The organism is Blautia sp. HCN-1074 (genome assembly GCF_037890165.1).
Lineage (GTDB): Bacteria > Bacillota > Clostridia > Lachnospirales > Lachnospiraceae > Blautia_A.
In genome coordinates, this window is sequence record NZ_JBBKBP010000013.1 from 81,799 (window position 1) to 103,162 (window position 21,364).

General features: G+C 39.4%; 24 protein-coding genes and 4 pseudogenes. 3 read left to right on the forward strand and 25 right to left on the reverse strand.

Annotated elements, in window-relative coordinates; all coding sequences use genetic code 11:
* Window positions 1–2 precede the first annotated feature (2 nt).
* From WKT11_RS11985 to WKT11_RS12040, 16 genes and pseudogenes are all read right to left on the reverse strand, one after another.
* The gene (locus tag WKT11_RS11985) at window positions 3–287 is read right to left on the reverse strand and encodes a phage head closure protein (RefSeq protein ID WP_243009861.1); all 285 of its coding nucleotides are present in this window, start codon (window positions 285–287) and stop codon (window positions 3–5) included.
* Between the two features lie 48 nt (window positions 288–335).
* Window positions 336–611 (reverse strand): head-tail connector protein, encoded by a 276-nt coding sequence (locus tag WKT11_RS11990; protein WP_117844304.1) that lies wholly within the window; start codon window positions 609–611, stop codon window positions 336–338.
* A gap of 60 nt (window positions 612–671) precedes the next feature.
* The gene (locus tag WKT11_RS11995) at window positions 672–941 is read right to left on the reverse strand and encodes a hypothetical protein (RefSeq protein ID WP_118137497.1); all 270 of its coding nucleotides are present in this window, start codon (window positions 939–941) and stop codon (window positions 672–674) included.
* 132 nt (window positions 942–1,073) lie between these two features.
* Window positions 1,074–2,115, reverse strand: a pseudogene (locus WKT11_RS12000) (phage major capsid protein).
* A 1-nt stretch (window position 2,116) separates the two neighbouring features.
* Window positions 2,117–2,596: a type III toxin-antitoxin system CptIN family toxin gene (gene cptIN / locus WKT11_RS12005; protein WP_118137499.1), complete on the reverse strand. Its 480-nt coding sequence runs from the start codon at window positions 2,594–2,596 to the stop codon at window positions 2,117–2,119.
* 530 nt (window positions 2,597–3,126) lie between these two features.
* On the reverse strand, window positions 3,127–3,234 hold the full coding sequence (locus tag WKT11_RS20025; protein WP_445291944.1) for a DNA/RNA helicase domain-containing protein: 108 nt from the start codon (window positions 3,232–3,234) through the stop codon (window positions 3,127–3,129).
* 31 nt (window positions 3,235–3,265) lie between these two features.
* Window positions 3,266–3,379: pseudogene (locus WKT11_RS20030) on the reverse strand (cell filamentation protein Fic); the annotation flags it as partial.
* Between the two features lie 107 nt (window positions 3,380–3,486).
* Window positions 3,487–4,209 carry a hypothetical protein gene (locus tag WKT11_RS12010; RefSeq protein ID WP_117844266.1) on the reverse strand — a complete coding sequence of 241 codons (723 nt, stop codon included), beginning with the start codon at window positions 4,207–4,209 and terminating at the stop codon, window positions 3,487–3,489.
* Window positions 4,209–4,685, reverse strand: coding sequence for a flavodoxin family protein (locus WKT11_RS12015; RefSeq protein ID WP_118137501.1), 477 nt, complete (start codon window positions 4,683–4,685; stop codon window positions 4,209–4,211). Before WKT11_RS12015 ends, WKT11_RS12010 begins: the two co-directional genes overlap by 1 nt.
* Window positions 4,686–4,828: 143 nt before the next feature.
* Entirely contained in the window at window positions 4,829–5,977 is a 1,149-nt protein-coding gene (gene iadA / locus WKT11_RS12020; RefSeq protein ID WP_118137525.1) for a beta-aspartyl-peptidase, read from the reverse strand.
* A 32-nt stretch (window positions 5,978–6,009) separates the two neighbouring features.
* Complete coding sequence (gene yfcC, locus WKT11_RS12025; RefSeq protein WP_117675472.1) at window positions 6,010–7,530, reverse strand: putative basic amino acid antiporter YfcC; 1,521 nt, start codon at window positions 7,528–7,530, stop codon at window positions 6,010–6,012.
* A 30-nt stretch (window positions 7,531–7,560) separates the two neighbouring features.
* Window positions 7,561–7,635 (reverse strand): annotated as a pseudogene (locus WKT11_RS20035) (DUF6783 domain-containing protein); the annotation flags it as partial.
* 407 nt (window positions 7,636–8,042) lie between these two features.
* Complete coding sequence (locus WKT11_RS12030) at window positions 8,043–9,077, reverse strand: alcohol dehydrogenase (RefSeq protein ID WP_117675474.1); 1,035 nt, start codon at window positions 9,075–9,077, stop codon at window positions 8,043–8,045.
* 24 nt (window positions 9,078–9,101) lie between these two features.
* Window positions 9,102–9,458 carry an ATP-binding cassette domain-containing protein gene (locus WKT11_RS12035; protein WP_182364483.1) on the reverse strand — a complete coding sequence of 119 codons (357 nt, stop codon included), beginning with the start codon at window positions 9,456–9,458 and terminating at the stop codon, window positions 9,102–9,104.
* Entirely contained in the window at window positions 9,341–9,625 is a 285-nt protein-coding gene (locus WKT11_RS20040; protein WP_118137505.1) for an ATP-binding cassette domain-containing protein, read from the reverse strand. The genes WKT11_RS12035 and WKT11_RS20040 overlap by 118 nt, the downstream gene beginning before the upstream one ends.
* Window positions 9,586–10,125 (reverse strand): annotated as a pseudogene (locus WKT11_RS12040) (ABC transporter permease); the annotation flags it as partial. The gene WKT11_RS20040 and the pseudogene WKT11_RS12040, both read right to left, overlap by 40 nt.
* A gap of 321 nt (window positions 10,126–10,446) precedes the next feature.
* Here WKT11_RS12040 and eutJ point away from each other — a divergent pair.
* The gene (gene eutJ, locus WKT11_RS12045) at window positions 10,447–11,283 is read left to right on the forward strand and encodes an ethanolamine utilization protein EutJ (protein WP_118137527.1); all 837 of its coding nucleotides are present in this window, start codon (window positions 10,447–10,449) and stop codon (window positions 11,281–11,283) included.
* A gap of 42 nt (window positions 11,284–11,325) precedes the next feature.
* The gene (locus WKT11_RS12050) at window positions 11,326–11,814 is read left to right on the forward strand and encodes an ureidoglycolate lyase (protein WP_055052434.1); all 489 of its coding nucleotides are present in this window, start codon (window positions 11,326–11,328) and stop codon (window positions 11,812–11,814) included.
* Between the two features lie 70 nt (window positions 11,815–11,884).
* Here WKT11_RS12050 and WKT11_RS12055 read toward each other — a convergent pair whose 3' ends face one another.
* The 8 genes from WKT11_RS12055 to WKT11_RS20045 form a co-directional block, all read right to left on the reverse strand.
* Entirely contained in the window at window positions 11,885–12,388 is a 504-nt protein-coding gene (locus WKT11_RS12055) for a gamma carbonic anhydrase family protein (RefSeq protein WP_118137507.1), read from the reverse strand.
* A 146-nt stretch (window positions 12,389–12,534) separates the two neighbouring features.
* Window positions 12,535–12,822, reverse strand: coding sequence for a BMC domain-containing protein (locus WKT11_RS12060; RefSeq protein WP_340284505.1), 288 nt, complete (start codon window positions 12,820–12,822; stop codon window positions 12,535–12,537).
* A gap of 24 nt (window positions 12,823–12,846) precedes the next feature.
* Window positions 12,847–13,146 (reverse strand): BMC domain-containing protein, encoded by a 300-nt coding sequence (locus WKT11_RS12065; RefSeq protein WP_008703970.1) that lies wholly within the window; start codon window positions 13,144–13,146, stop codon window positions 12,847–12,849.
* Window positions 13,147–13,532: 386 nt separating this feature from the next.
* Window positions 13,533–15,038, reverse strand: coding sequence for an HD domain-containing protein (locus tag WKT11_RS12070; protein ID WP_445291943.1), 1,506 nt, complete (start codon window positions 15,036–15,038; stop codon window positions 13,533–13,535).
* Between the two features lie 91 nt (window positions 15,039–15,129).
* On the reverse strand, window positions 15,130–16,476 hold the full coding sequence (locus tag WKT11_RS12075; protein WP_118419908.1) for an MATE family efflux transporter: 1,347 nt from the start codon (window positions 16,474–16,476) through the stop codon (window positions 15,130–15,132).
* Window positions 16,477–16,531: 55 nt separating this feature from the next.
* Entirely contained in the window at window positions 16,532–17,557 is a 1,026-nt protein-coding gene (locus WKT11_RS12080; protein WP_117844262.1) for a transglutaminase domain-containing protein, read from the reverse strand.
* Between the two features lie 29 nt (window positions 17,558–17,586).
* Window positions 17,587–17,859, reverse strand: a complete 273-nt coding sequence (locus tag WKT11_RS12085; protein WP_117675524.1) for a hypothetical protein — start codon at window positions 17,857–17,859, stop codon at window positions 17,587–17,589.
* Between the two features lie 238 nt (window positions 17,860–18,097).
* Window positions 18,098–18,226, reverse strand: coding sequence for a DUF6783 domain-containing protein (locus WKT11_RS20045; protein WP_369123831.1), 129 nt, complete (start codon window positions 18,224–18,226; stop codon window positions 18,098–18,100).
* 26 nt (window positions 18,227–18,252) lie between these two features.
* Between WKT11_RS20045 and WKT11_RS12090 the strand changes: the two genes are divergently transcribed.
* A complete protein-coding gene (locus WKT11_RS12090; RefSeq protein ID WP_118137513.1) occupies window positions 18,253–19,593 on the forward strand; it encodes an MATE family efflux transporter in 1,341 nt (446 codons plus the stop codon).
* Window positions 19,594–19,653: 60 nt separating this feature from the next.
* Here WKT11_RS12090 and WKT11_RS12095 read toward each other — a convergent pair whose 3' ends face one another.
* A complete protein-coding gene (locus WKT11_RS12095; protein WP_118137515.1) occupies window positions 19,654–21,330 on the reverse strand; it encodes an AAA family ATPase in 1,677 nt (558 codons plus the stop codon).
* Between the last annotated feature and the right edge of the window lie 34 nt (window positions 21,331–21,364).

The following is a 21,364-nucleotide window of genomic DNA, read 5'->3' on the forward strand; positions in this document are numbered from 1 at the left end:
TACTATCTCCTCTTTTTTTGGCATCTATATTTCAAACATTTCTTTTTGTAATTCATATGATCTACACTTAAAATGTTATAAAACTCCCCCTGAAAAGAAACCCTGAATCCGGTCGAATCTATCTTTGCTGCCTTTTTACAATAGCGGATAGTAAAATCTACTTTTCCATCCTCCACCATCTGTCCGGCTGTATTCTGCTCCGATCCGTTCTCCCCACTCACAGTTGCATGGCAGGTATAGTAGTCTTTCCATTTATTTGTCCGGTTACCAATCTCATCAGACTCCACCACTACTTCCTGAAAGGTAATCTTACATTTAAAAGTGAGACATCCATCTTAGAATCCCGGCTTTCTCTCCCCAAAAAGTAAAGCCCGTAGAGTCAGTGTAAGCGCATGGTGGTCTGCTTCTTCCCTGTGTTCATACTGATAAGCAACTGCGTACTGCACAACGATCTTGGCATTCGGACTTTGCTCAAACTCCTGCCGATCTTCCATCCGGGCGATATCCATACACAGTTTTTCCGATGCTTTCAGAAAATCGGCAAGCAGGCCATCGTCCTCCTCATGGTCTACCCGGAGATAATTTTTCATTTCTTCAAGTGTCAAAAACACTGCAATCACCCCCAAAAGAAAATCAGACCTGCGCATTTTCCCACACAAGTCTGACTCTTCTTAAAATAAATTCAATTGATATTCTAATGTATAATTGGAACTTTCATAATTTCCATCAATCTGTTTTGCTGGAATTCGGTCTGACGCATATTTCATAGCCTGACAGATCACTGCATACCTTCCATTCCGGCATGGCCCACATATCTTCTGCACATCCAGAAGTCTTTTCACTTCTGTTGCTCTAATAACCATGATATTTTCGCCATTCTGTTTTCTTTGCTTTAACAGTTTAATGATTCCTTCTCCTAAATCCTGATATTTGAATTGCATATAAAAGCCTCCCTTCCCCTACCTTCATTATACTGATTTTTTTCTGTTTGCCTAGAGTAAACAGGGTTTAGTTTTTTAGGTATAGGAAGATGGCTTAGGAGTCATGACTTATGAGAAAGGAGAACTTTCAGGTCATTCTGTTCCCTTCAGTTTCATAATCTGAACAGCTTCTGGCAGGAGCAGTTTTCCATCCACACGTTCCTTTGCTACATAACCGATCATACCATTTCCGGTAAACAGCTCATTTAACTGTTTGAAGGATCTGGAACCACGATCACCGATATTGTAGTATTTGTAGTCACCAAAAGAAATGGCATCCTTCGGAGCATACGCAGAAGTATGCACTTCATAGCCAAGCACACGATCCGGTTCCCCTACCTGATAAGACGGCTGCCAAATATAAGCACCATTGTTGTCTTTCAGTTTTCGAAGCTGTGCTAATGTTCCATCGTTCATAATAAAGGAAGCATTTTTACGATATGGACGCTTCAGACCATAAACCAGATCAAGCACATCATCCGACTTAATCCCTGCGGTCAGAGTATTCAAGAGCTGTCCACCATGCGTTGTGTCAAAAAGACTTGTTGGTTTTCCTACTCCATTTCCATTCAGAAACGCATCCTCTTCTTCATTTGCCAGCGCCTTGCCGAATTGTGTAATAATATAGCTTTCCAGATTGAACGCATTGTCATACAGCAGCAGGCTTGGAAGCAGCAATATTAATCTTATGTTCCCCGGAAGTAGTGATTACAGTAGCGAGTCCACGCATGATGTTTTCTTCTTCCAGCACATCAATTAATCTGCGATCATATTCTTCTGGAACAAGGTAACCTCCATCCGCATCTACCCCCTCCTGCAGGAGATTAGAAACCTGACGGAAATTGGTACGCATTGCTGTAAGCATGGCCTGTCTGTATTCGTCAGAAGCGCGTCCTTTCTTCTGTTCCGGAGCTGAACCTGCGATATATGGTTTCCCTGTAAGTGGAGAATTAATCGGCTTAGACAGCTCTGCCTCCCTCTGCGCACGAGAAATAACATCGGTCAATCCATCAAATTCCGCTTCCATATTAGAATAGGTGATTGCATCATCAACGGTCAGTTTTCCCTGCTTGTCCTCGTGTTCATCAAGGAAATTTCGCATCTGTCCAAGCAGGTCTGCACGCTTCTTCATCATTTCAGTATTTTAATAATTCCTGTTCTATACTAAGGACATCTGGAAAAATCAACTTTGCTCCCTTTCTCTGCAATGCTAAAACTTTTCCTGCTTTATCCTTTAACTCCTTTTCTAATCTACCATCAACACGAACTGGTATATTGGCAACAGAGTCCAGATACTCATTTTTCATATATTTTTCTGTAATCGGGCACATATTTTGAATCAAAAATGCCTTCTCATGACCAAGCACTTCTCCAAAAACAATTGTATCGCACCTATGATACTTTTTCATTTTCTTATTATAGATTCCTTTAAATTTGGAAGTCTGTGATGAAAATGGTATCATCCAAAACAGCTGCGTATTACTATCCTGGAATGCATAAAAGCATGGTCTATCATGTAACTGTCCATTTACCTTTTCCTTATTCTGCATCAAATAAGAATCTGGAAAATCCTTAAAGTATTGATCATCAATATAATAAAAATGTCCTATTTCCATTTCTTCTCCTATCGTCAAAAAGAGGCTCCGTCCTCTCGAACAGAACCTCAAAACATTTGAACTCGACCTTTTCTAAGTCGCATATCGAGTAGCGACAAACATTTGAACTCGACCTTATTTGAGTTGCATATCGAGTAGCAACAAACATTTGCAGTAATCTCTTACTGTACTTAAAGTATACATTCAAATGTGCCGCCTGTCAAGGTCAAATATAGTTCAAATCACAGCTTGCGGCTGCTTTAATATTATATGTCCATATCTAACTAGATATTCATTTTACACGATACTGCTAGACTATTCAACGATTGCACACTATATAACGATAGCCCTTACAATTTAACGATTACTACTACCGTTAAAATCTGCACTTCTACATCGGCTCATTTGCATTCCCTCATTCGTAGTATTACCGTAGTCCCCAAATGCTCTGACTACCGGACTATGAAATTGATCCCGATCCCGGTCTTCTGTAAATTTGCGAATACACTCTATTGTTTTTTCCTTCATGAACTTTTACCCCTTTATCATTTTTATTTTAACAGTTTCTTAAAATATTGAACCAAGGCGGCATCCGTACAATATACATAACATCCCTTCATACCTCTTGTCGTGAGTGTTTTGTATGTATTTTTTATAATTTCATCTGCAACCTGATCTGCTTTTTCTTTATCTTTCTTCTTTGGCGTTGTATTCCGTCAGCAAGGCCTTCATTTTATCGGCAACTTCTTCCGGAAGGGCGGTATCCATGCAGCGGAAGTGATTTGCTGTTTCGATCACATCATCGGCAAAAATATCAATAATATTCGACCTGAATTGTTGTGTTTTTGCCGATATAGGAAATACTGCTTCTTAATATAGATACTGTTTATTGCTCTAACCAGGATATCTGATCACGGGCTTTCAGATTTTCTTTTTTTGTATTTTGTCTGAAGAAGCCATTTCTGATCTATCACTTTCAGTTCTTCTCCAAAGCGAATATGAAGACTCACAGAGCAAGATCGTTGCTCTATTTTTTCTATAATTCCTTCGCCAAATTTCGGATGATCGACGCTTTCCCCTTTTTCATATTTTATAATCACATTCTGCGTTCTTCTGTATTCCTGTTCTCTTCGGTGTTGATCCCGTATGGTGACTGTTTTGTCATGAATCGGATTCATCAGAGTTTTTTCATAATTGTGATTCATCAGCGCCTCACCCGCTTTGTAATAGGGCGTTGGTGCCGCACCTACCAATGAGCAGCAGTATTTCCATGCACTTCCGTGAATTCCAGGCTGCCACTGATACTGTTTAGGAATAGGCATATTGTATCGCATATAATGTGCGTATTCGTGTTTGTAGAGATCCATTCTGTCTTCTTTGCTGAGTGGATTATTTACAGCATATCCTATAAAAAACAGAGAAAAATGAAAATGTTCTTTCTGTCCGTGTCCTTTTTGATTATAAGACCCCAAGGAGTCCGTATCAAAGCCAAAAGTTATTGGCACTTTTGCTCCCTGAAGATGAAATTTCTTATCTAACTCTCTGTACAACGCACGAATCTGCGCAATAAGAATTGGTGTTTCTTTCTCAAGTATTGCACGAAGGCTTTCATAAGTATTGTAATCTGTCTGCATTATTTCACATTCCTACCCAATATTTCTATTTCTTCTTTATACTTTTTTAAGTCTTTTACAAACTCCACTGCATTTTGGATATCTTTATCATCCGGATGTCCTTTTGCAATACCTCCAACCAGTTTGAACGGCCCAAATGTATCGTATCCTTTACATCCGAATTTACCATCTACACTGGCATGTTTTTTATCCAAAATCTGCTCTATGGATTTATAATTCGCACTTCCACCATAAGTACAGATCAAGAAGACCTTTTTGTCATCTGGTAAATTCTTTTCCGCAAATTTCAATATCGACTGATGAAACTTTGAAAAATAGATTCCTGACGCAAACCCGATCATATCATAACTACTCAGATCTGCATCTGACTGTTTTACTGCATCAATCAAATCGACCTGACACTCTTCTGCTATGCTCTTTACTATTTTTTCTGTATTTCCATGATGTACCGATGCATATACGATTGCTTTTCTCATACCTATGCCCTTTCTATCAGCTCAACAATAGAATTAATTATACCATCATTTGTCAGCTTGTAAATCCGTTTCATTACAAGCTATCCTCGCATGCAAAAAGCACCAGCCAACTGAATGACTGATGCTTCTAACATCAATATACTTTATTTTGTATAAACTGTATTCCCTTTTGCAATTACTTCAACAAGATGAAGTTCCTGGTCAAGAATACAAAGATCCGCATCATAGCCTTCTTCAACCTTACCTTTTCCTTTGAGGCGAAGAATATCTGCCGGATTAGATGTAATTGTAGAAATAGCTATTTCTAAAGGAATTTCTGTTTTAAATACACATTCCTTTACTTCCTTCAGAAGGCAGCTGGACTGTCCAACACCCATTCCAAGGAATTCGCCATCACTACTGTACATCGGAAGGCTTCCCTGTCCATCAGAAGAAATTGTCATGCGGTCAGGATTTACTCCTGCATCTAACATCCGTTTGATACCATTACATACACGTACCTCATCACAGATAGTTTCCCAATAATCAATATCTTCATTTCCTGTAAAGTCTACTGCTCCGCCTTTCAGCGCATACTCAATCGCCTTGCCAAAAAGCATCTCATTTCGATTGATATGTGTTGGCAGTATTTGAGAAGCCGGTATCTCTGTCTCATCTACCACTCGTTCAATAAGATCTAAGCATCTTGGACTGTCGCCAAGATGAACATTTACAATACCAGCTTTCCCGGAAAGAACACCACCAAGTCTTGTATCCGCAACAACACGTGCAAATTCCTCAAAAGTCGGCTGTGAAGAACGATGATCAGAGATCGCGATTTCTCCGGTTCCAACGATTTCCTGAATCATCATAATATCTTTTACAATACTGTCAGTCAACGTGTGAACCGGAATCTGATAACTGCCTGTATAACAGTATGCAGACATTCCCTGCTCATTCAATCCTTTTGTCTTTGCAACCAGTGCACACATATCACGACCGATTCCATCTGTTCCAAGGCAGCCAACAACTGTTGTTACTCCAAACTTCGTAAGTCCTTCCATAGTTGCTTCCGGAGTACGATTGGCGAATCCACCTTCGCCACCGCCTCCGAGTACATGAACATGACTGTCAATGAATCCCGGAGTTAAAAGTAAACCCTCTCCATTGATCATTTCTGCCTCAGAAAGAAATCCCTCTGCAGATATAGAACCTGCATCTTTAATCTTGACAATCTTATCATTGATTGTAAGTACATCTTTTTTCCCCAGATGCTGTGGGGCATAGACATCAATATTCTGAATTAATTTCATCATAAATCACTCTCAATTATCAAATGTATGTTTTAGAATCCAATTCCAACTGCAATAAGAATTGTAATGATTGCACCAATCATTAATACGCCAAGGAATTTCCACATGAATTTAATCCAGTTAGACCACTCAATCTTTGCAATTGCAAGAGATCCGATCAGACATCCGGATGTAGGAACAATCAGGTTTGTAAATGCATCACCAAGCTGGAATGCAACTACAGCTGTCTGACGTGAAACGCCTAACAGGTCTGACAGTGGAGCCATGATCGGCATTGTGATTGCAGCCTGTCCTGTTCCGGATACAACGAAGAAGTTGAATACAGACTGGAACAGATACATAAGTACTGCTGCAACTGCTCCGGAAACTCCAGACAGTGCATTTGAAATATTATACATAATTGTATTAATAACTGTAGGTGTTGTCGGATCAGATCCACCAAGAACCTGCATGATACCCTGTGCCATAGCAACAACAAGTGCAGCACCAATCAGGTCTTTTGCTCCATCTTTAAATGATGTTGCGATATCATTCAGTTTCATATCGTTCAGTTTAAAGATAACTCCGATCACACCGGAAACAATTCCCATAATGAAGAACTGTGTAGCAATCTCTGGCATGTAGTATCCTTGAGTCATAACTCCCCAAATTACCCATACTACTGTAGCAGCCAATGTCAGAAGAACTAAAATATGTCCAAGACCAAATGAATGTCCTTCGTCAATTCCTGTTTTTTCATTCTGCTCACGGAAATATGAATCAGTCTTATATGCGATTGAAATTGTCGGAGTCTTTTTGATCTTTGACGCATAGAACATAGTCATTCCACAGCCAAGAACTGTAAATACTACCCACATTACCATACGGAATCCTGCTCCGGAGAATACATCAATACCTGCAATACCCTGTGCAATACCTACAGAGAATGGATTCATCCAGGATGAACCGAAACCAATCTGTGTTGCAACATAAGTAACAAGAACTGCGATAACTGAATCATATCCAACTGCTACAAACAACGGACAAAGAATCATAGTAAACGGAAGTGCTTCTTCTCCCATTCCAAAAACTGCTCCACCAAGAGAAAACAGTACGAAAAGTATCGGAATCAGCAGTTTTTCTGCTCCCTTTGCCTTACGGATCAATCCAATCAATCCGGATTCAATCGCACCTGTACGGATCATGATACCGAATGCACCACCTACTACCATAAGGAATGCGATAATCTCGATTGCAGAACTACTTACGATTCCGTTATACATATAGTTGAAGAATCCTGTTCCACCATCTCCACTAAAGAGTGCTACTCCCTCTGTTACTACATTTCCTGCATCGTCTGTCAGATACTGGAAACTTCCGTCTTTGATTACTGTACGGGTTTTCTCAACACCATTGATCATGTACGAAATATCCTGTGTTTCGTAAAATCCCTTTGGTACAAGGAAAGTCAGAAGTGCTGCGACAACAACTACTAAAAAGATAATAATGTAAGTGTCAGGCACTTGAAATCCCTTGTTGAAAGACTTTAATCCTTTTCCTTCTTTTTTGCTCATTTTCGAGTTTTCCTCCCATTTTTGATATACTATACTAGAGTATGTTTGAAAAATCATTCTCACAATCTGCACGCCCCACTTTGCGGTAGATTTTGCGAAAAGCATTTTTCAGACACACTCTAGTGTACCATAGAATGCTTAAAATATAACTAAAAATTTACATATTTTATCAATTTTTGTCATTTTCCTGTATTTTTATACAGTCAAGCGGATATTCGCAATCCGCTTCGCTACTTGCTCATAACCGAATAACTGCTTCGCAGTTTATCAGAAGGAGCTTGCACTCCTCCTGATACAAGTAAGTCCCCACCCACTGCTTATTGCTTTTCGCAATTGAAGCAGGGGACTTACTTGATTCGGTTAAAAAATGAGATTTGGCTCAGGCAGGTATCTGCCACAGCACTATTTTCAGCCGATACATCAAAAAAGAAACTGCTCCAGATATTTTTTTTCACAGACCTGCTCATTTCATCTACAGCGATCCTGCTAGTACATCGTTTTCGAAACACGCTCTAACACTCTACCGCTACTTTGATCACACCATCTCTCTTATTTTCAAAAAGTTCATATGCTTCTTCGATTCTGCTAAGCGGATAGGTATGTGTGATAAGTGGTTCTGTATTAATCTTACCTTCTGCGATCAGTTTCAGGGTTTCCTCACAATCACATCCATCCACTCCACCTGTTTTGAATGTGAGATTTTTTCCATACATATCCGGAAGTGGCAGTACCTGAGCCTTATCATAAAGTGCAACCACTGTCACAGTTGCATTTGGTCTTGCACATTCCCATGCCAGACGAAATGTAGATTCCGCTCCCGCAACCTCAAGAACTACATCAGCTCCACCGTGATCACTATGGTCCTGGACAAAATCAAAGCATTCCTCCGGCGAGACAGTAAGAACCTCCGGATAATGTTCATTAATAAAATGAATTCTGTTTTCATCTTTTTCACACATAATAATACACTTTGGATTCTTCAGCATAACACTTAGCAAAGTGCAAATCCCTGTAGGACCAGCTCCAATGATCAGCACAGTATCCTCCTCTGTGATCTCAGAAATACGTGCAGCCCAATAGCCAGTGGCAAGAACATCTCCTACCAGCAAAGCCTGTCTGTCAGTAACTCCTTCCGGAATTTTGTTCAGTCCCTGGTCAGCAAACGGAACTCTTACATATTCTGCCTGACCACCATCTATACGACAGCCAAGAGCCCATCCGCCATTCTCATCTGTACAGTTATTTACATAACCTTTTTTACAGAAAAAACATTCACCACAAAAGGTTTCTACATTTACAGTCACACGATCCCCCGGTTTTACATGAGTTACAGCACTTCCAACTGATTCAACAATACCTACCATCTCATGTCCCACAGTTATACCAGGAACTGCACGGGGAACACTTCCGTGTTTAATGTGCAGATCACTTGAACAGATACTTGCAAGCGTTACTTTTACAACTGCATCTCGTTCATGCATAAGTACTGGTTTTGGTTTTTCCATTAATTCAAATTTTCCCTTTGAAACATATGTATAAGTCTGCATTATTTTATCCCATCACCTTCCGGATTATTTTATCAGATGATCCTTCATAAATTTTAATGTTTTGTCGGCCTTTAGCCAAACTGCTTCCTGTTCTTCATGGGTAACAAAGATCAATGTCTTTCCCTCGGTCTTTTTTAAAATATAATCAATTGTTTTTGTTCTGGTTTTTTCATCAAGACCTCTGAGAGGTTCATCCATAATCACACAGTCTGAATCAGCCAGCAATGCCCTCAGGATAGACACTCTTCTGCGCATTCCTCCGCTTAATTCACGAACCGGTTTCTGCCATACCTCAGTAAGCGCAACTGCTTTATATGCCTCCTCCAGTTCTCTGTCTGATATTGTTTTCTTATATTGGAAGCAGCACTCAGATTTTCGCACAGGCGATCTTCCTGAAATACTGCACTGATCTTCCTGTCACTTATCCCTTCTATTTTTCCCTTATCCGGAATATCCAGCCCCAAAAGAAGCCGTATCAGTGTAGTTTTTCCACATCCGGATCTTCCTCTTATACAAGTGGTTTTCCCTTCTGGAAAAACGCAACACAAATTTCAAATACAAAACTTATCACAATAATCACAATCGTCCATGCAAAAAGATCAGGAGTATTCAGATATATTTTTGCATTATACAGTTTCTCACCAATAGAACCTGAGGGTACTCCGATAACCTCTGCTGCCACTCCTGCTTTCCAGCACATCCCAAGTGAAAGCCTGCATGCAGATAGAAAATAAGGCAGTACCTGCGATACATAAATATATCTGATCTTTCTTCCGGGATTCACCTGAAATACTTTTGCCATTTCCAGTATCTTACTGTCAGTCTGCTGTATTCCCTCAAGGATATTTGTATATATCACAGGCAGGACCATAAGAAAAGAAATAAAAACTGACAGATTTCTGGAAGGTATCCATATCAGGCACAAAATGATAAAAGACGCCACAGGTGTAGATTTGACCACCGCAATTACAGGTGCTATCAGGATTTCCACTGTTTTTGACCAATATGCCAACACTGCCAGAAAGATTCCCAAAAACATAGCCACTATGCGGATTCCTGTATAGCATCCTTTCTTTATTTAAGAATTCAAGAAGTATTTAAGTTCATTAAATATTTTATCACACAATGAAAAAATATTTAATGAAAACTTTGATATTTACCAATAATTTTTCTATTCTTTTCATAACCTAACGGCATATTTTGTTGCTTTTCCATACTGATTATTCTATAATATATAATATCTGTTTGCAATTTTTTGTTGTTTTTTCTGAAACAGCAAAAATCGAAAAACATGTTGCTGAGAACGGAATGAGCAGTAACAATGTCAAACGATTTCATCTATAAAATAAAATATCAGGAGTATACAGATATGGAATTGAAAAACAGAACTTTATCAAATTTCGCCGATCTTGTTCAAACCGGTGAATGCAAAAAATTCAAAGGCCGTCTGAAAGTAGGTGTGGATTTGGGTACAGCTAATACAGTTCTGGCAGTTGTAGACACTACCAACCGTCCGATTGCCGGCATATCCGCTCCCTCCCAGGCTATCAGAGACGGCGTGATCGTCAATTATTATGAATCTGTTCAGCTTGTTACACGGCTGAAGGCTGAACTTGAAGAAAAACTGAAAACTGAGCTTCCTTACGCTGCAGCTGCAATCCCACCCGGAGTTTCCGAAGGAAGTTCAAAAAGTATTCAATATGTGCTGGAGGGTGCAGGTTTTGAGGTTTCCAATATCGTAGACGAACCCACCGCTGCAGCTGCTGTACTTAAGATTTCAGACGGCGCTGTAGTGGATGTAGGTGGAGGCACTACAGGAATCAGCATTCTCAAAGACGGCAAAGTAATCTACACAGACGATGAAGCTACCGGTGGCAGTCACATGACCATGACTGTAGCAGGGCACTATAACATCCCATACGAAGAAGCTGAAATTTTAAAAACAGATCGTTCAAAAGAAGCTGAAATTTTCCCTGTAATCAAAGCAACTGTAGAAAAAATGGCCACGATCACTCAGAGATTTCTCACAGGCTACCAGGTACCCGCTGTATATGTTGTAGGCGGTTCCGCAAGTTTTGAAGATTTCACAAGCGTATTTGAAAAAAAGCTTGGGCTACCTGTTTATCGTCCGGTACATCCTCTGCTGGTAACCCCACTGGGTATCGCTTATCACTGTGATCTTCCACCGGTCACACAAAAAAAATAATCAAAACTTTTCATAAAATACTATATAAGGGGGTATTATACCATGAGAGAACTAAAAGCAACAAAAATTAATGCTGCAGATTTTGCACCATTTGGTACATTTTTCAGCATGACAGAGCCAGAAGGCTATCCATTACAGGGTGAAATACATAAATTTTATCCAGACCGTATTTCCGGTACCTGTATGGGATCCATTGGTTTTTCACCTATTGCAGTACATAAAGATGAACGCATCGTTAAAGCTGCTGAATATCACACAACTACCTGGGAAGGAATTGTTGCACTGGATGATGACATGATCATACATGTAGCACCGGCTTCTGCAGGCGCACCTGTTCCGGAACTTACCAGAGCATTCATAGTTCCAAAAGGAACTATGGTGAAGATCAATGCTGCTATCTGGCATTTATGTCCTCTTCCTTTAAACAATGAAGTACTCCATGCCATGATCATTCTTCCGGAATGCACTTATGCAAATGACTGCACAGTAGTAGATTTTGAAGAAAAAGACTGGTTTAAGATTACTGTCTGATATACATAAATATCCCCGGAACTCCACTGTTTTTACATAAAGTTCCGGGGATATTTTTATTGTCTGATTTTTACAATACACCCTGCTTCTGCATTTCGGCAGACACAGAAACATACTCTTTACTGTTTTCAAGATTTCCCAGCTTTTCTTCCCATGTAAGGTTTCGTTTAATCTTTGCAGGACTTCCCATCACCAGAGAACCGTCCGGTATCACTGTATTCTTTGTCACAAGACTTCCTGCTCCTATGATACAATCCTTACCTATTATGGCACCATCAAGAACAACCGCTCCCATTCCGATCAATGTACGGTCACCGATCATACATCCATGAAGCACTGCATTATGTCCAACTGTCACATTATTCCCAATATGTACCGGCATATTACGGCTTACATGAATCGTACAGTTTTCCTGAACATTAGATTCCTCACCGATCACGATCGGAGCATCATCGCCACGTATCACAGCATAATGAAGAACACAACTGTCACGCCCGATAGTTACATCTCCAATAACCACTGACTGCCTTGCAATTTTTGCATCTTCTGATATTTTTACACTCTTATAATCCATCTTCCGAAATACCTGCCTTCTTGATTTAATACTACCTTCACATCATTTTCAATACCCTGACACTTCTTTACTGCAGAATCTTTATACATATTCCAAAAAGACTTTCTGCATTTCATTTACTGATTTACAGAAAGTCCTTTTAGCTATTATTTATGGTGTTTTTCTTCCTCTTCTATCACCAGTCTTGATGTTTCTTCAGACGGTGCTGAGATTACAGCTGCTGCTATAATTTCACAGGGCGGGTTTCCCTTTACAGCATCTACTGCTGCCTTTACTGCTGCTATATCGCCACTTAAGAATATAGTTGCGTGACCTCCGCACTTGGTATGCCAGGTACGGAATTCCACATCTGATGTTTTCAGCATCTGGTCAAGGACAACTACTGCATTACAGCTTCCCACAACCTCTACTAATCCTAATGCTCCATATGACATCTTCTCATTTCCTCCTGACATGTTCTATTTGTTAATGGTCATCTTAAGTGCCACTTCAGTATCTGCGGAAGGTGATGCGATCACTGTGTGAGAAACAATCTTGCCAAGGGGTTTGGCTGTCTCTAAGGCCACTTCCATTGCTGCATTCACATCAGAAACACTGCCGCGTATTTTTACACATGCTCCGCTTTTCAGTCGGTTTCGTTCGACGCTTTGAATCGTTACGTTTGCAGCCTTGGATGCTGCATCGAGAGCGACAAAGCAAGCTACCAGGTTATCCAGTTCAAATGCCCCAACTGCCATGCCATCATAGTTTTTTGCCATTTTATCCTCCTTACGAGACGGGAAAATGGTTCTCCCGACTGCTGTCTTTTATACTAGTATATCTTGTTTTCATTATAATTACAAGCTATTTTCTACTGAAATCTCACAAAAATTCACATAATACAACATAATCCCACATTATCTTCAAGAGTATAGCTGTTGGATTGTTTATTTTTCACTATTTTCATAAATCTTCTCTCTTACAACCATTCACAGGCTTCTATACAGAACATATACTAATATGGAGAACAACAATCTGCTGTTGTCAGGTTTTAATCGTCATGCATCAAATGACCCGGAATTATCCGGTACCTCCTGCTGTAACATTTGATGCTGTAGGGTCAGACGGATATTTGCAATTGAAGCAGAGGACTTACTTGATTCAGTTAAATTTTTTCTAAATCTGCAATATTTTCAGGATATTCCATATCTGAATATAATTTCAGCTGTAACTGTAATATTCTGTTATATTCATCACAGCCCGGTTCTAAAACTCTTCTTTGTTCATACAGTTTATGATCTTCCTCACTCATTTTCACATCAAAGCTTTCCTGAGTATGGAACTGGATTTCAATACGATAGTTGCGTGAGTTTTTAAACTTGGCATTTACACCATTATATGGAAAGCTGTCATTGACCCAATAATTTTTCAACGAATAGATCTTCCAGTTTTTCTCATGCAAAGCATCTGTCACAGAGCGTATCTGTTCAACATAATTTTTCGGCTCCAGTATCACTGTATAACGAATAACATCCGCTATTGAATCTAAAAAAGATTTCTCTACTCTCTGATAGAGCTTATTATATAAGGATTTCGGTGATTTTACTCTATACTCTAATCCCGCAAGTACTGCTTTATTTATTTTTGCAAAGTCCATAAGAAATTTGGTGATCTCAAACTCTGTAGACAGATAATCCGCATAAAATACTCTTTCTTCAAAAGAAAGTTTATGAAAAAGTTCAATATCCTCTTCTGTCCATGATTCTTCAATTTCTTTATTAAGATAGATCTTCTCTGAATTTTCAGCAGACAGAACACACTTGAGCTCTATCGAATCAATGCAAAAAAGACTGGTATTGTCACCCGACTCATGAGTGAGACTTCTGAGAATCTTATTAAAATTATTGATAATTATATTGACTTTTCTTTCAATCAGTGCATATGCTGAATCTGATCCACCTGCTTCTATCACAAGTTTACCACCTTTAACGGAAATGCTTCTTACGACATTTCTTTCAACAAATCCAACAATCTCTTCAGAATTATATTTATCAAAATCCTCATAATCCAGATCAGGATTTATATTTTTCAATTCTGCAAGCTGATTTCCAACCACAAGAACTGCTGCCAGATCCTTCAATCTGACAGTATTTTTATTGTCTAATACCAAAATTTCTTCCAGTTGATTTATATCATCACTATTTTCTCCCATAAAACGCAACATACTGATTATGGCATGTTTATGTATCTCTGACGGAAATTCAAATATATCTCCATATTCTTCTATCAGACACACACTGAACAAAGCATGATATTTGCTCATGATCTGCAAGAATGTAAGCGATTGAATCTGCTTTTGGATTCCCAGCTTGTTTATATATTTATTCATAATTTCCTGATTTAAACCAAATCCGGTATGAGCAAACAGAGCCGCCATCAAAAGGCAGTAGCACTCATCTTCATTCAAATCTTCCAACTTCTGTCTATCCATGATTAAATCACAAAATTCTGCAATATCTATAAAATGCATAATAGAATAATCAGAAATATTGGGATATATCTTTTTATATTTTTCCAGCATTCTCTGGACCACTGTACAATTATCCCTGTAATTCTCATATAATTTTTTTGATTTTTTAAGTAAATTTTCCGAACACTTGTTAACTATCATTTGAATGATCCTTCCTCAATTTGCACTGCTTATTTCTACTATTATACTCAAAAACAGCAGCCTTGTATATAGCTGCTGTTTCCGATTCTATCTATTTCTCTTTCTCAAATCCGTATACCCATTTTCCCCTCAAAAACAGATACAGGAAAATCACAGAGCTGATGCTCCAGGTCAGGGGATATGCCCAGAATATCACCCGGATATCTGAGATAAGGCGGACTGCTACCGTGATATAGCTCACACGAAACAGACACCAGTCACAAAGCATGACTATCATGGGGACTGCCGCATGACCGGATCCACGTAGTACTGCTGCGATACAATGCGAAAATGCCAGCAGACAATAAAACAACGCAATTATTCTCGCCTGCATCACACCATAATGTATTACACTTGGATCTCTGTTAAAAGCAGCGATCAGTACCGGTGCCGCCGCATATATGATAATACCGATCAATTCTGCAATGATCACCGAACAAATAACTCCAAATCTTGCACCTTTTTTCGCACGTTCATACTGTCTGGCACCAAGATTCTGGCTGACAAAAGTTGTCAGGGCCATTGTAAAACATGTTACCGGCAAAAAAGCAAATCCCTCTACCTTTGAATAGGAACCACAGCCTGCCATTGCCATTTTCCCAAATGCATTGATATTTGACTGCACAAAAACATTTGCAATAGCGATCACTGAATTCTGGAACCCGGACGGCACGCCATTCTGAATAATCTGTTTTAGCATATGTCTGTCAAAACGGATCATTCTCAACTCTAACCGATATTCTTCTTCCACACGCATCAGGTGGATCATACAAAGAATGGCGCTGACAAACTGAGAAATAGCTGTTGCCAGTGCAGCTGAACCAACACCCATACCAAGACCTGCAATAAAAAAAATATCCAGTACAACATTGATGCATGAAGAGATGATCAGATAAATCAGGGGGTGATGACTATCTCCGACAGACTGCAGGATTCCAACAAAAATATTGTACATAACAACCCCTATGGATCCTGCAAAATATGTTCGGAAATACACGATGGACTCCGGCAGCACATCAGCAGGTGTTCCCATCAGTACCAGAATTTTGGGAGCCAGAAACATTCCCATAACCGTCAACACTACACCAGCCACAAGTCCAAACGCTACGGTTGTATGGATTGCTTTCTGCAGACAGTCCTTTATTTTTGCCCCATAATATCTGGCAACAACAACTCCGGCTCCCATGGCAATTCCATTGATAAATCCCACCATCAAAAAAATCAGATTTCCGGAAGAACTGACTGCAGCCAACGCATTACTTCCAAGAAAATTGCCTACGATCAGGGAATCTGCTGTATTATACAACTGCTGAAACAGATTTCCGAGAAACAGTGGAATGGCAAAAAGGATGATTTTTCCGGAGATACTTCCTTCTGTCATTCTTGAATCCTTTTTCATAATTTTTGATACCTTCCCGTTTTTTCTTTATTTTATCACAAAAAAACCAACTATCTTACTCCTTTTCCCCTTCATTCGCTTCCTCTATTGTCACACTCTCCTGTACCTGCATATCCGTATACTGAACACGAATAACTGCCTGCGGCCAGTTTATGCTGACCATTGCTGTTTTGTCTTTCTCATCTCCTGCTTTCCGGATAAGCTCCAGCAATTCCTTCAGTACTTCCTTTGTCAGATAACCACCTCTCCAGTGAAAAATAAGTATCCTGCCTTTCTTCGCCGCCTGCAAAGAACGTTTATACACATCCTCTTTCTTAGTAAAAGAAAGCTTCTTCTCCTTATAGTAAAAGTGCTCATGATCACCGCAGTGAGGCGCCGGCGCAATAAGAGGCTCATGATCCCTGAAAATCTGTGAATCATCCAGATTGAAATAATCATAGCGGATTTCAGAAGTCTCACGATCTTTCCCCAGGGTATTATCAAAGGTCGCATCCAGATGATAATATGTCCCTCCTATTTTTACGATATTCCATGTGTGACGATACTTAATCCCCTTCTCAGGATTATTTCCACAGATTGCAATCACACACCAGACTCCCAGTGCATCTAACAAAACCTTTACTGCTTTTGCGATTCCCTCACATACACCAACGCCTTGTCCAAGCGGTCCGATAATTTCATGGGAATATGATTTTTTCAGTTTGTCATAGCGGATATTTTCACAGATAAAATCATGCACATACTTCTCTTTCTCCCACTCAGACAGCTTCTGAGCCGGGCGAATCAGCTTCTCAACTCTGGCAGTCATAGCCTTTTGATGTTCGCAAATCTTCTTTTTATCAAAAAGATACTCCGGAATAAAAATCAGATTCGGAGAGTCTTTATAATACCGGTATTTATAACTGCTCACCCAAAATATCTCCGGATGATCCAGACGCATCTGGAAAAATACATTATAAAGTTCTTCTCCCTCTAATGCCGGAATCTGAAATTCATCCGCCAGGTTTTTCACACCGCTAAGAATGCTGTGATATGCAGCCTGCTGCGCCTTATTCATATGGTTGTAATAATATTGCTCCATTGTTATCTTATCTCCAAGTTCTTCGTCACTTATAATCCCTTCCGGTACATTTCACTGATCACTGCCTGCGCATGTTCAGATTCCTTTTTCTCTATTATCTGCGCCCGGTCACTTAAAATCGCCAGCATCTCATCTACCAGATCTTCGATTTTAGGATTTGTATACCGATATAAATACCCCAACATTCTAGTTGCGGTATAATCTGTATTCATATTTTTATATGCGATCTCTGCACAAAGCTCCTTCGGATAGCCCTTGCTGAGCAAAACCTTATATAGTTCTTCTGTTCTTTCTGCTGCCATGTTTTTTGCCTTTCTTATCATGTTTCTGTGTCACCAGCCATCTGATTTACCTCGTCAAAAATCATATGATATAGGTATGTTTTTTCTTATAGTAACATACTTCAACTGATATTCGCAATCAGAACATGAAGCTTACTTGATATGGAAAAAAGATTGTTACAAGGCACTGAGTAAACAGTAACACAGTAACTCCAAGACTTACAAGGTTATCAACGTGACAGTAGAATGTGCGCAATACCTATGTTATACTGATAATATCTAAATGCTTCAGATAACAAGCAATCAATACACTAGAGTGTGTTTGAAAAATGCTTTCTGTAAGATGTGCGTCACAATTTGTTGGTACACTCGTTACTATCGGAAGCATTCAAGCCACATTCTCAGGAGGAAAAAATGTCGAAAAAAGAAATAAGTTTTACAGAAGGACCTGTGTTCCAGTCTTTGCTTCGGTTTGCTATCCCGGTACTTGGAGCATTGATCCTGCAGGCTGCGTATGGCGCAGTTGATTTGCTGATTGTCGGCAAATTCGGAAATGCCTCGAGTATTTCCGCAGTAGGAACAGGTAGTTCCTTTATGCAGATGTCTACTTTTATCATTACAAGTCTTGCGATGGGCTCCACCGTAATAATCGGGCATCACATCGGAGAACAGAAGCCAAAAGAAGCAGGAAATGCGGTCGGAACTACGATCATTCTTTTTCTGATCATTGCTGTCATCATGACATTTGTACTGGAATTTGCCGCCGGAGGGATTGCGCACCTTTTACAGGCGCCGGCTGAATCCTTTGACAAAACGATTCTTTATATCAGAATCTGTTCTGCTGGTATCGTTATTATCATTGCATACAACGTAATCAGCGGGGTGCTGCGAGGTGTGGGAAATGCAAACCTTCCACTTCTGTTCGTAGGAATTGCCTGCATCGTAAATATTCTGGGAGATTTGCTTCTGATTGGAGTATTTCACATGGATGTTGCAGGTGCCGCCATTGCCACTGTATTTGCACAGTTTGTCTCTGTTGTCTGTTCTGTCGTTGTATTAAGAAAGCAGGATATGCCTATAGAATTTTCCAGAGAACAATGTCGGATTTATAAGGAAGAGTTGGGGAAAATATTGAACGTAGGTGTGCCGATCGCACTTCAGGAGACAACGGTTCAGATTTCATTTCTTGTTGTAAATTCTGTTATCAATCAGATGGGTCTGATGCCATCTGCCGGATATGGAATTGCACAGAAAATCGTTTCCTTTATTATGCTGGTTCCGTCCTCTATCATGCAGAGTGTATCAGCATTTGTTGCGCAGAATATCGGTGCCGGAAAGAAAAGCCGGGCATGGAAGGGTTTTTACACTGCAATCATTACCGGATGTTCCGTTGGAATCATCATCTTTATGGTAGGATTCTTCGGAGGCGGAGTATTATCCTCTTTCTTTACCAATGATTCCGAGGTAATCGCGCAGAGTGCCGCTTACCTGAAAGGTTTCTCTGCCGACTGTATACTGACTTGTGTACTTTTCAGCAGTATCGGATATTTTAATGGCTGTGGAAAAAGTATTCCTGTTATGATCCAGGGAATCACTTCCGCATTCTGCATCCGAATTCCGATATCTATCATTATGTCGAGATTACCGGAAACATCTCTGACTTATGTTGGAATGGCGACACCTATCACAACTGTATATGGAATTATCTTTTTTATAATCTGTTTCCGGCTGTTAAATAAAAACGCAGCCAAATAACAAAAATGGTTTCCCGTTATCAGTTCTCTCAACTGAGATATTGATAACAGGAAACCATTTCTAATCGCCCATAGTCACCTTACAATTTTTCTTGAAACATGCTATGCCATATTTTATAAAATTCTGCATACCATCCTGTTTCAATCTTGCAATGTAGTCTTTTTCTTCTATCTGTTGCAATGCTTCAGCACATGCAGCATCCATATCTCCACCTTCTGCATACTTTAATTCAATTGCTATGCCTGTCCTGTTTTCCCCAACCTCTACAAGGATATCGCTGTATCTGGTACCGGACTCCGCATTAGACATCGTACGCCATGTGGATTTATAACCTAATAATCCCAAAAGGATTCCATGGTAAAAGTTTTCTTTCTTTTCCTTTGCTACAGCAGTGTCTCTAATACTTATGGTATTCCACAAATAGTCACCAAATATCTTTTCTATCTTTTCCGGCTCTTTATTTACAAATGCACCACAAAGCTCTTCAAGTACTTTTCCATCACTTCTTGAAACATCACTGAACCATTCCTTTATCTGTCTGCTAAACAGATTTCTTATTTCTCTGTTTGGAATTTTCAGCAAATATTTTCCGCTTGTCGTACGGCCGTTTTGTGTCAGATATCCAGTAGTAAGCAGTACACTCCAGAGATTTTCTATGCTCTTATCGATTTCATTATATGTCAATTCCTGTAAAACATCCTTTTCTATGCTTTCGCCTGCTATCAGCTTCTCTATTTCAGCTTTTGTCTGAACATTTGCCTTATCAATAAATCTGCGCACAATAGTATTACCGCTGGAATTAGACCAAAAATCCTGTGGTAATGCTTTGGAATCAGCACACAACAAATCAATATAATTTACAACATCCCATGGACAATATACGTCCGCATTACCAAATCTGTAACCGTCATACCATTCCTTTATCTCTCCAAAATGTGATGATAATCCATAATCAGTAAGTATTTGCTTAACTTCTTCATCGGTAAATCCAAATTGCTCATCAAATCTTGTATCCATGATGGATAATACCTTAAAGTTATTAATACCGGTAAAAATACTTTCTTTAGATACTCTCAGACATCCTGTCAAGATGGCAAACTGTAGAAAGTCATTTGTCTTTAAAGCCTGTCCCAGTAGTCCACGAATGAGTTCTGACATTTCATCATAATAGCCATTACTAAACGCTTTATCCAGAGGTACATCATATTCATCTATGAGGATGATTACTTTTTTGCCATAATGTTTGCACAAAAGTTCCGATAGCAAACGAATACTGTCTGTCACATCGTCCATCTGGCCTAATAAAAGCTGCTCATACTGCATACGCTCTTCATTTACAAGTTTGCCACTGTCTTTAAGATAATAATGTCTGCGAGCTTCATTTTTCATTGTAGTAGTGATACGTTTTAAAGCAATATCAAAAGTTAATCCATCAACGCCTTTAAGTGACAAAAAAATAACCGGATATTTTCCCATATGCTCATTGCATAGTTTTTTATTGCGAGATATATAGAGTTCATCAAAAACAGACTTATCCGTACCAATTTCAAAAAAAGACTTAAACATACTCATATTTAAAGTCTTGCCAAAACGGCGAGGACGCGTAAAGAGATTCACCTTTCCCCAGTTCATTAAAAGCTGCTCTATAAGTTTTGTTTTGTCAATATAATAAAAACCTTCTTTTCGGATTTCTTCGAAATCTTCAATTCCTACCGGTAATTTTAATCTATTATCCATGGAAACCTCCAAAAAATAATCCGAGAAATTTAAT

Bases quoted from the DNA above. Each gene is read 5' to 3' on its own strand.
- WKT11_RS11995 (WP_118137497.1), bottom strand. From the start codon at position 941: ATGCAATTCAAATATCAGGATTTAGGAGAAGGAATCATTAAACTGTTA.
- cptIN (WP_118137499.1), bottom strand. From the start codon at position 2,596: ATGGAAATAGGACATTTTTATTATATTGATGATCAATACTTTAAGGAT.
- WKT11_RS12010 (WP_117844266.1), bottom strand. From the start codon at position 4,209: ATGCAGACAGATTACAATACTTATGAAAGCCTTCGTGCAATACTTGAG.
- WKT11_RS12015 (WP_118137501.1), bottom strand. From the start codon at position 4,685: ATGAGAAAAGCAATCGTATATGCATCGGTACATCATGGAAATACAGAA.
- iadA (WP_118137525.1), bottom strand. From the start codon at position 5,977: ATGAAATTAATTCAGAATATTGATGTCTATGCCCCACAGCATCTGGGG.
- yfcC (WP_117675472.1), bottom strand. From the start codon at position 7,530: ATGAGCAAAAAAGAAGGAAAAGGATTAAAGTCTTTCAACAAGGGATTT.
- WKT11_RS12030 (WP_117675474.1), bottom strand. From the start codon at position 9,077: ATGCAGACTTATACATATGTTTCAAAGGGAAAATTTGAATTAATGGAA.
- eutJ (WP_118137527.1), top strand. From the start codon at position 10,447: ATGGAATTGAAAAACAGAACTTTATCAAATTTCGCCGATCTTGTTCAA.
- WKT11_RS12050 (WP_055052434.1), top strand. From the start codon at position 11,326: ATGAGAGAACTAAAAGCAACAAAAATTAATGCTGCAGATTTTGCACCA.
- WKT11_RS12055 (WP_118137507.1), bottom strand. From the start codon at position 12,388: ATGGATTATAAGAGTGTAAAAATATCAGAAGATGCAAAAATTGCAAGG.
- WKT11_RS12060 (WP_340284505.1), bottom strand. From the start codon at position 12,822: ATGTCATATGGAGCATTAGGATTAGTAGAGGTTGTGGGAAGCTGTAAT.
- WKT11_RS12065 (WP_008703970.1), bottom strand. From the start codon at position 13,146: ATGGCAAAAAACTATGATGGCATGGCAGTTGGGGCATTTGAACTGGAT.
- WKT11_RS12070 (WP_445291943.1), bottom strand. From the start codon at position 15,038: ATGATAGTTAACAAGTGTTCGGAAAATTTACTTAAAAAATCAAAAAAA.
- WKT11_RS12075 (WP_118419908.1), bottom strand. From the start codon at position 16,476: ATGAAAAAGGATTCAAGAATGACAGAAGGAAGTATCTCCGGAAAAATC.
- WKT11_RS12080 (WP_117844262.1), bottom strand. From the start codon at position 17,557: ATGGAGCAATATTATTACAACCATATGAATAAGGCGCAGCAGGCTGCA.
- WKT11_RS12085 (WP_117675524.1), bottom strand. From the start codon at position 17,859: ATGGCAGCAGAAAGAACAGAAGAACTATATAAGGTTTTGCTCAGCAAG.
- WKT11_RS20045 (WP_369123831.1), bottom strand. From the start codon at position 18,226: ATGCTTCCGATAGTAACGAGTGTACCAACAAATTGTGACGCACATCTT.
- WKT11_RS12090 (WP_118137513.1), top strand. From the start codon at position 18,253: ATGTCGAAAAAAGAAATAAGTTTTACAGAAGGACCTGTGTTCCAGTCT.
- WKT11_RS12095 (WP_118137515.1), bottom strand. From the start codon at position 21,330: ATGGATAATAGATTAAAATTACCGGTAGGAATTGAAGATTTCGAAGAA.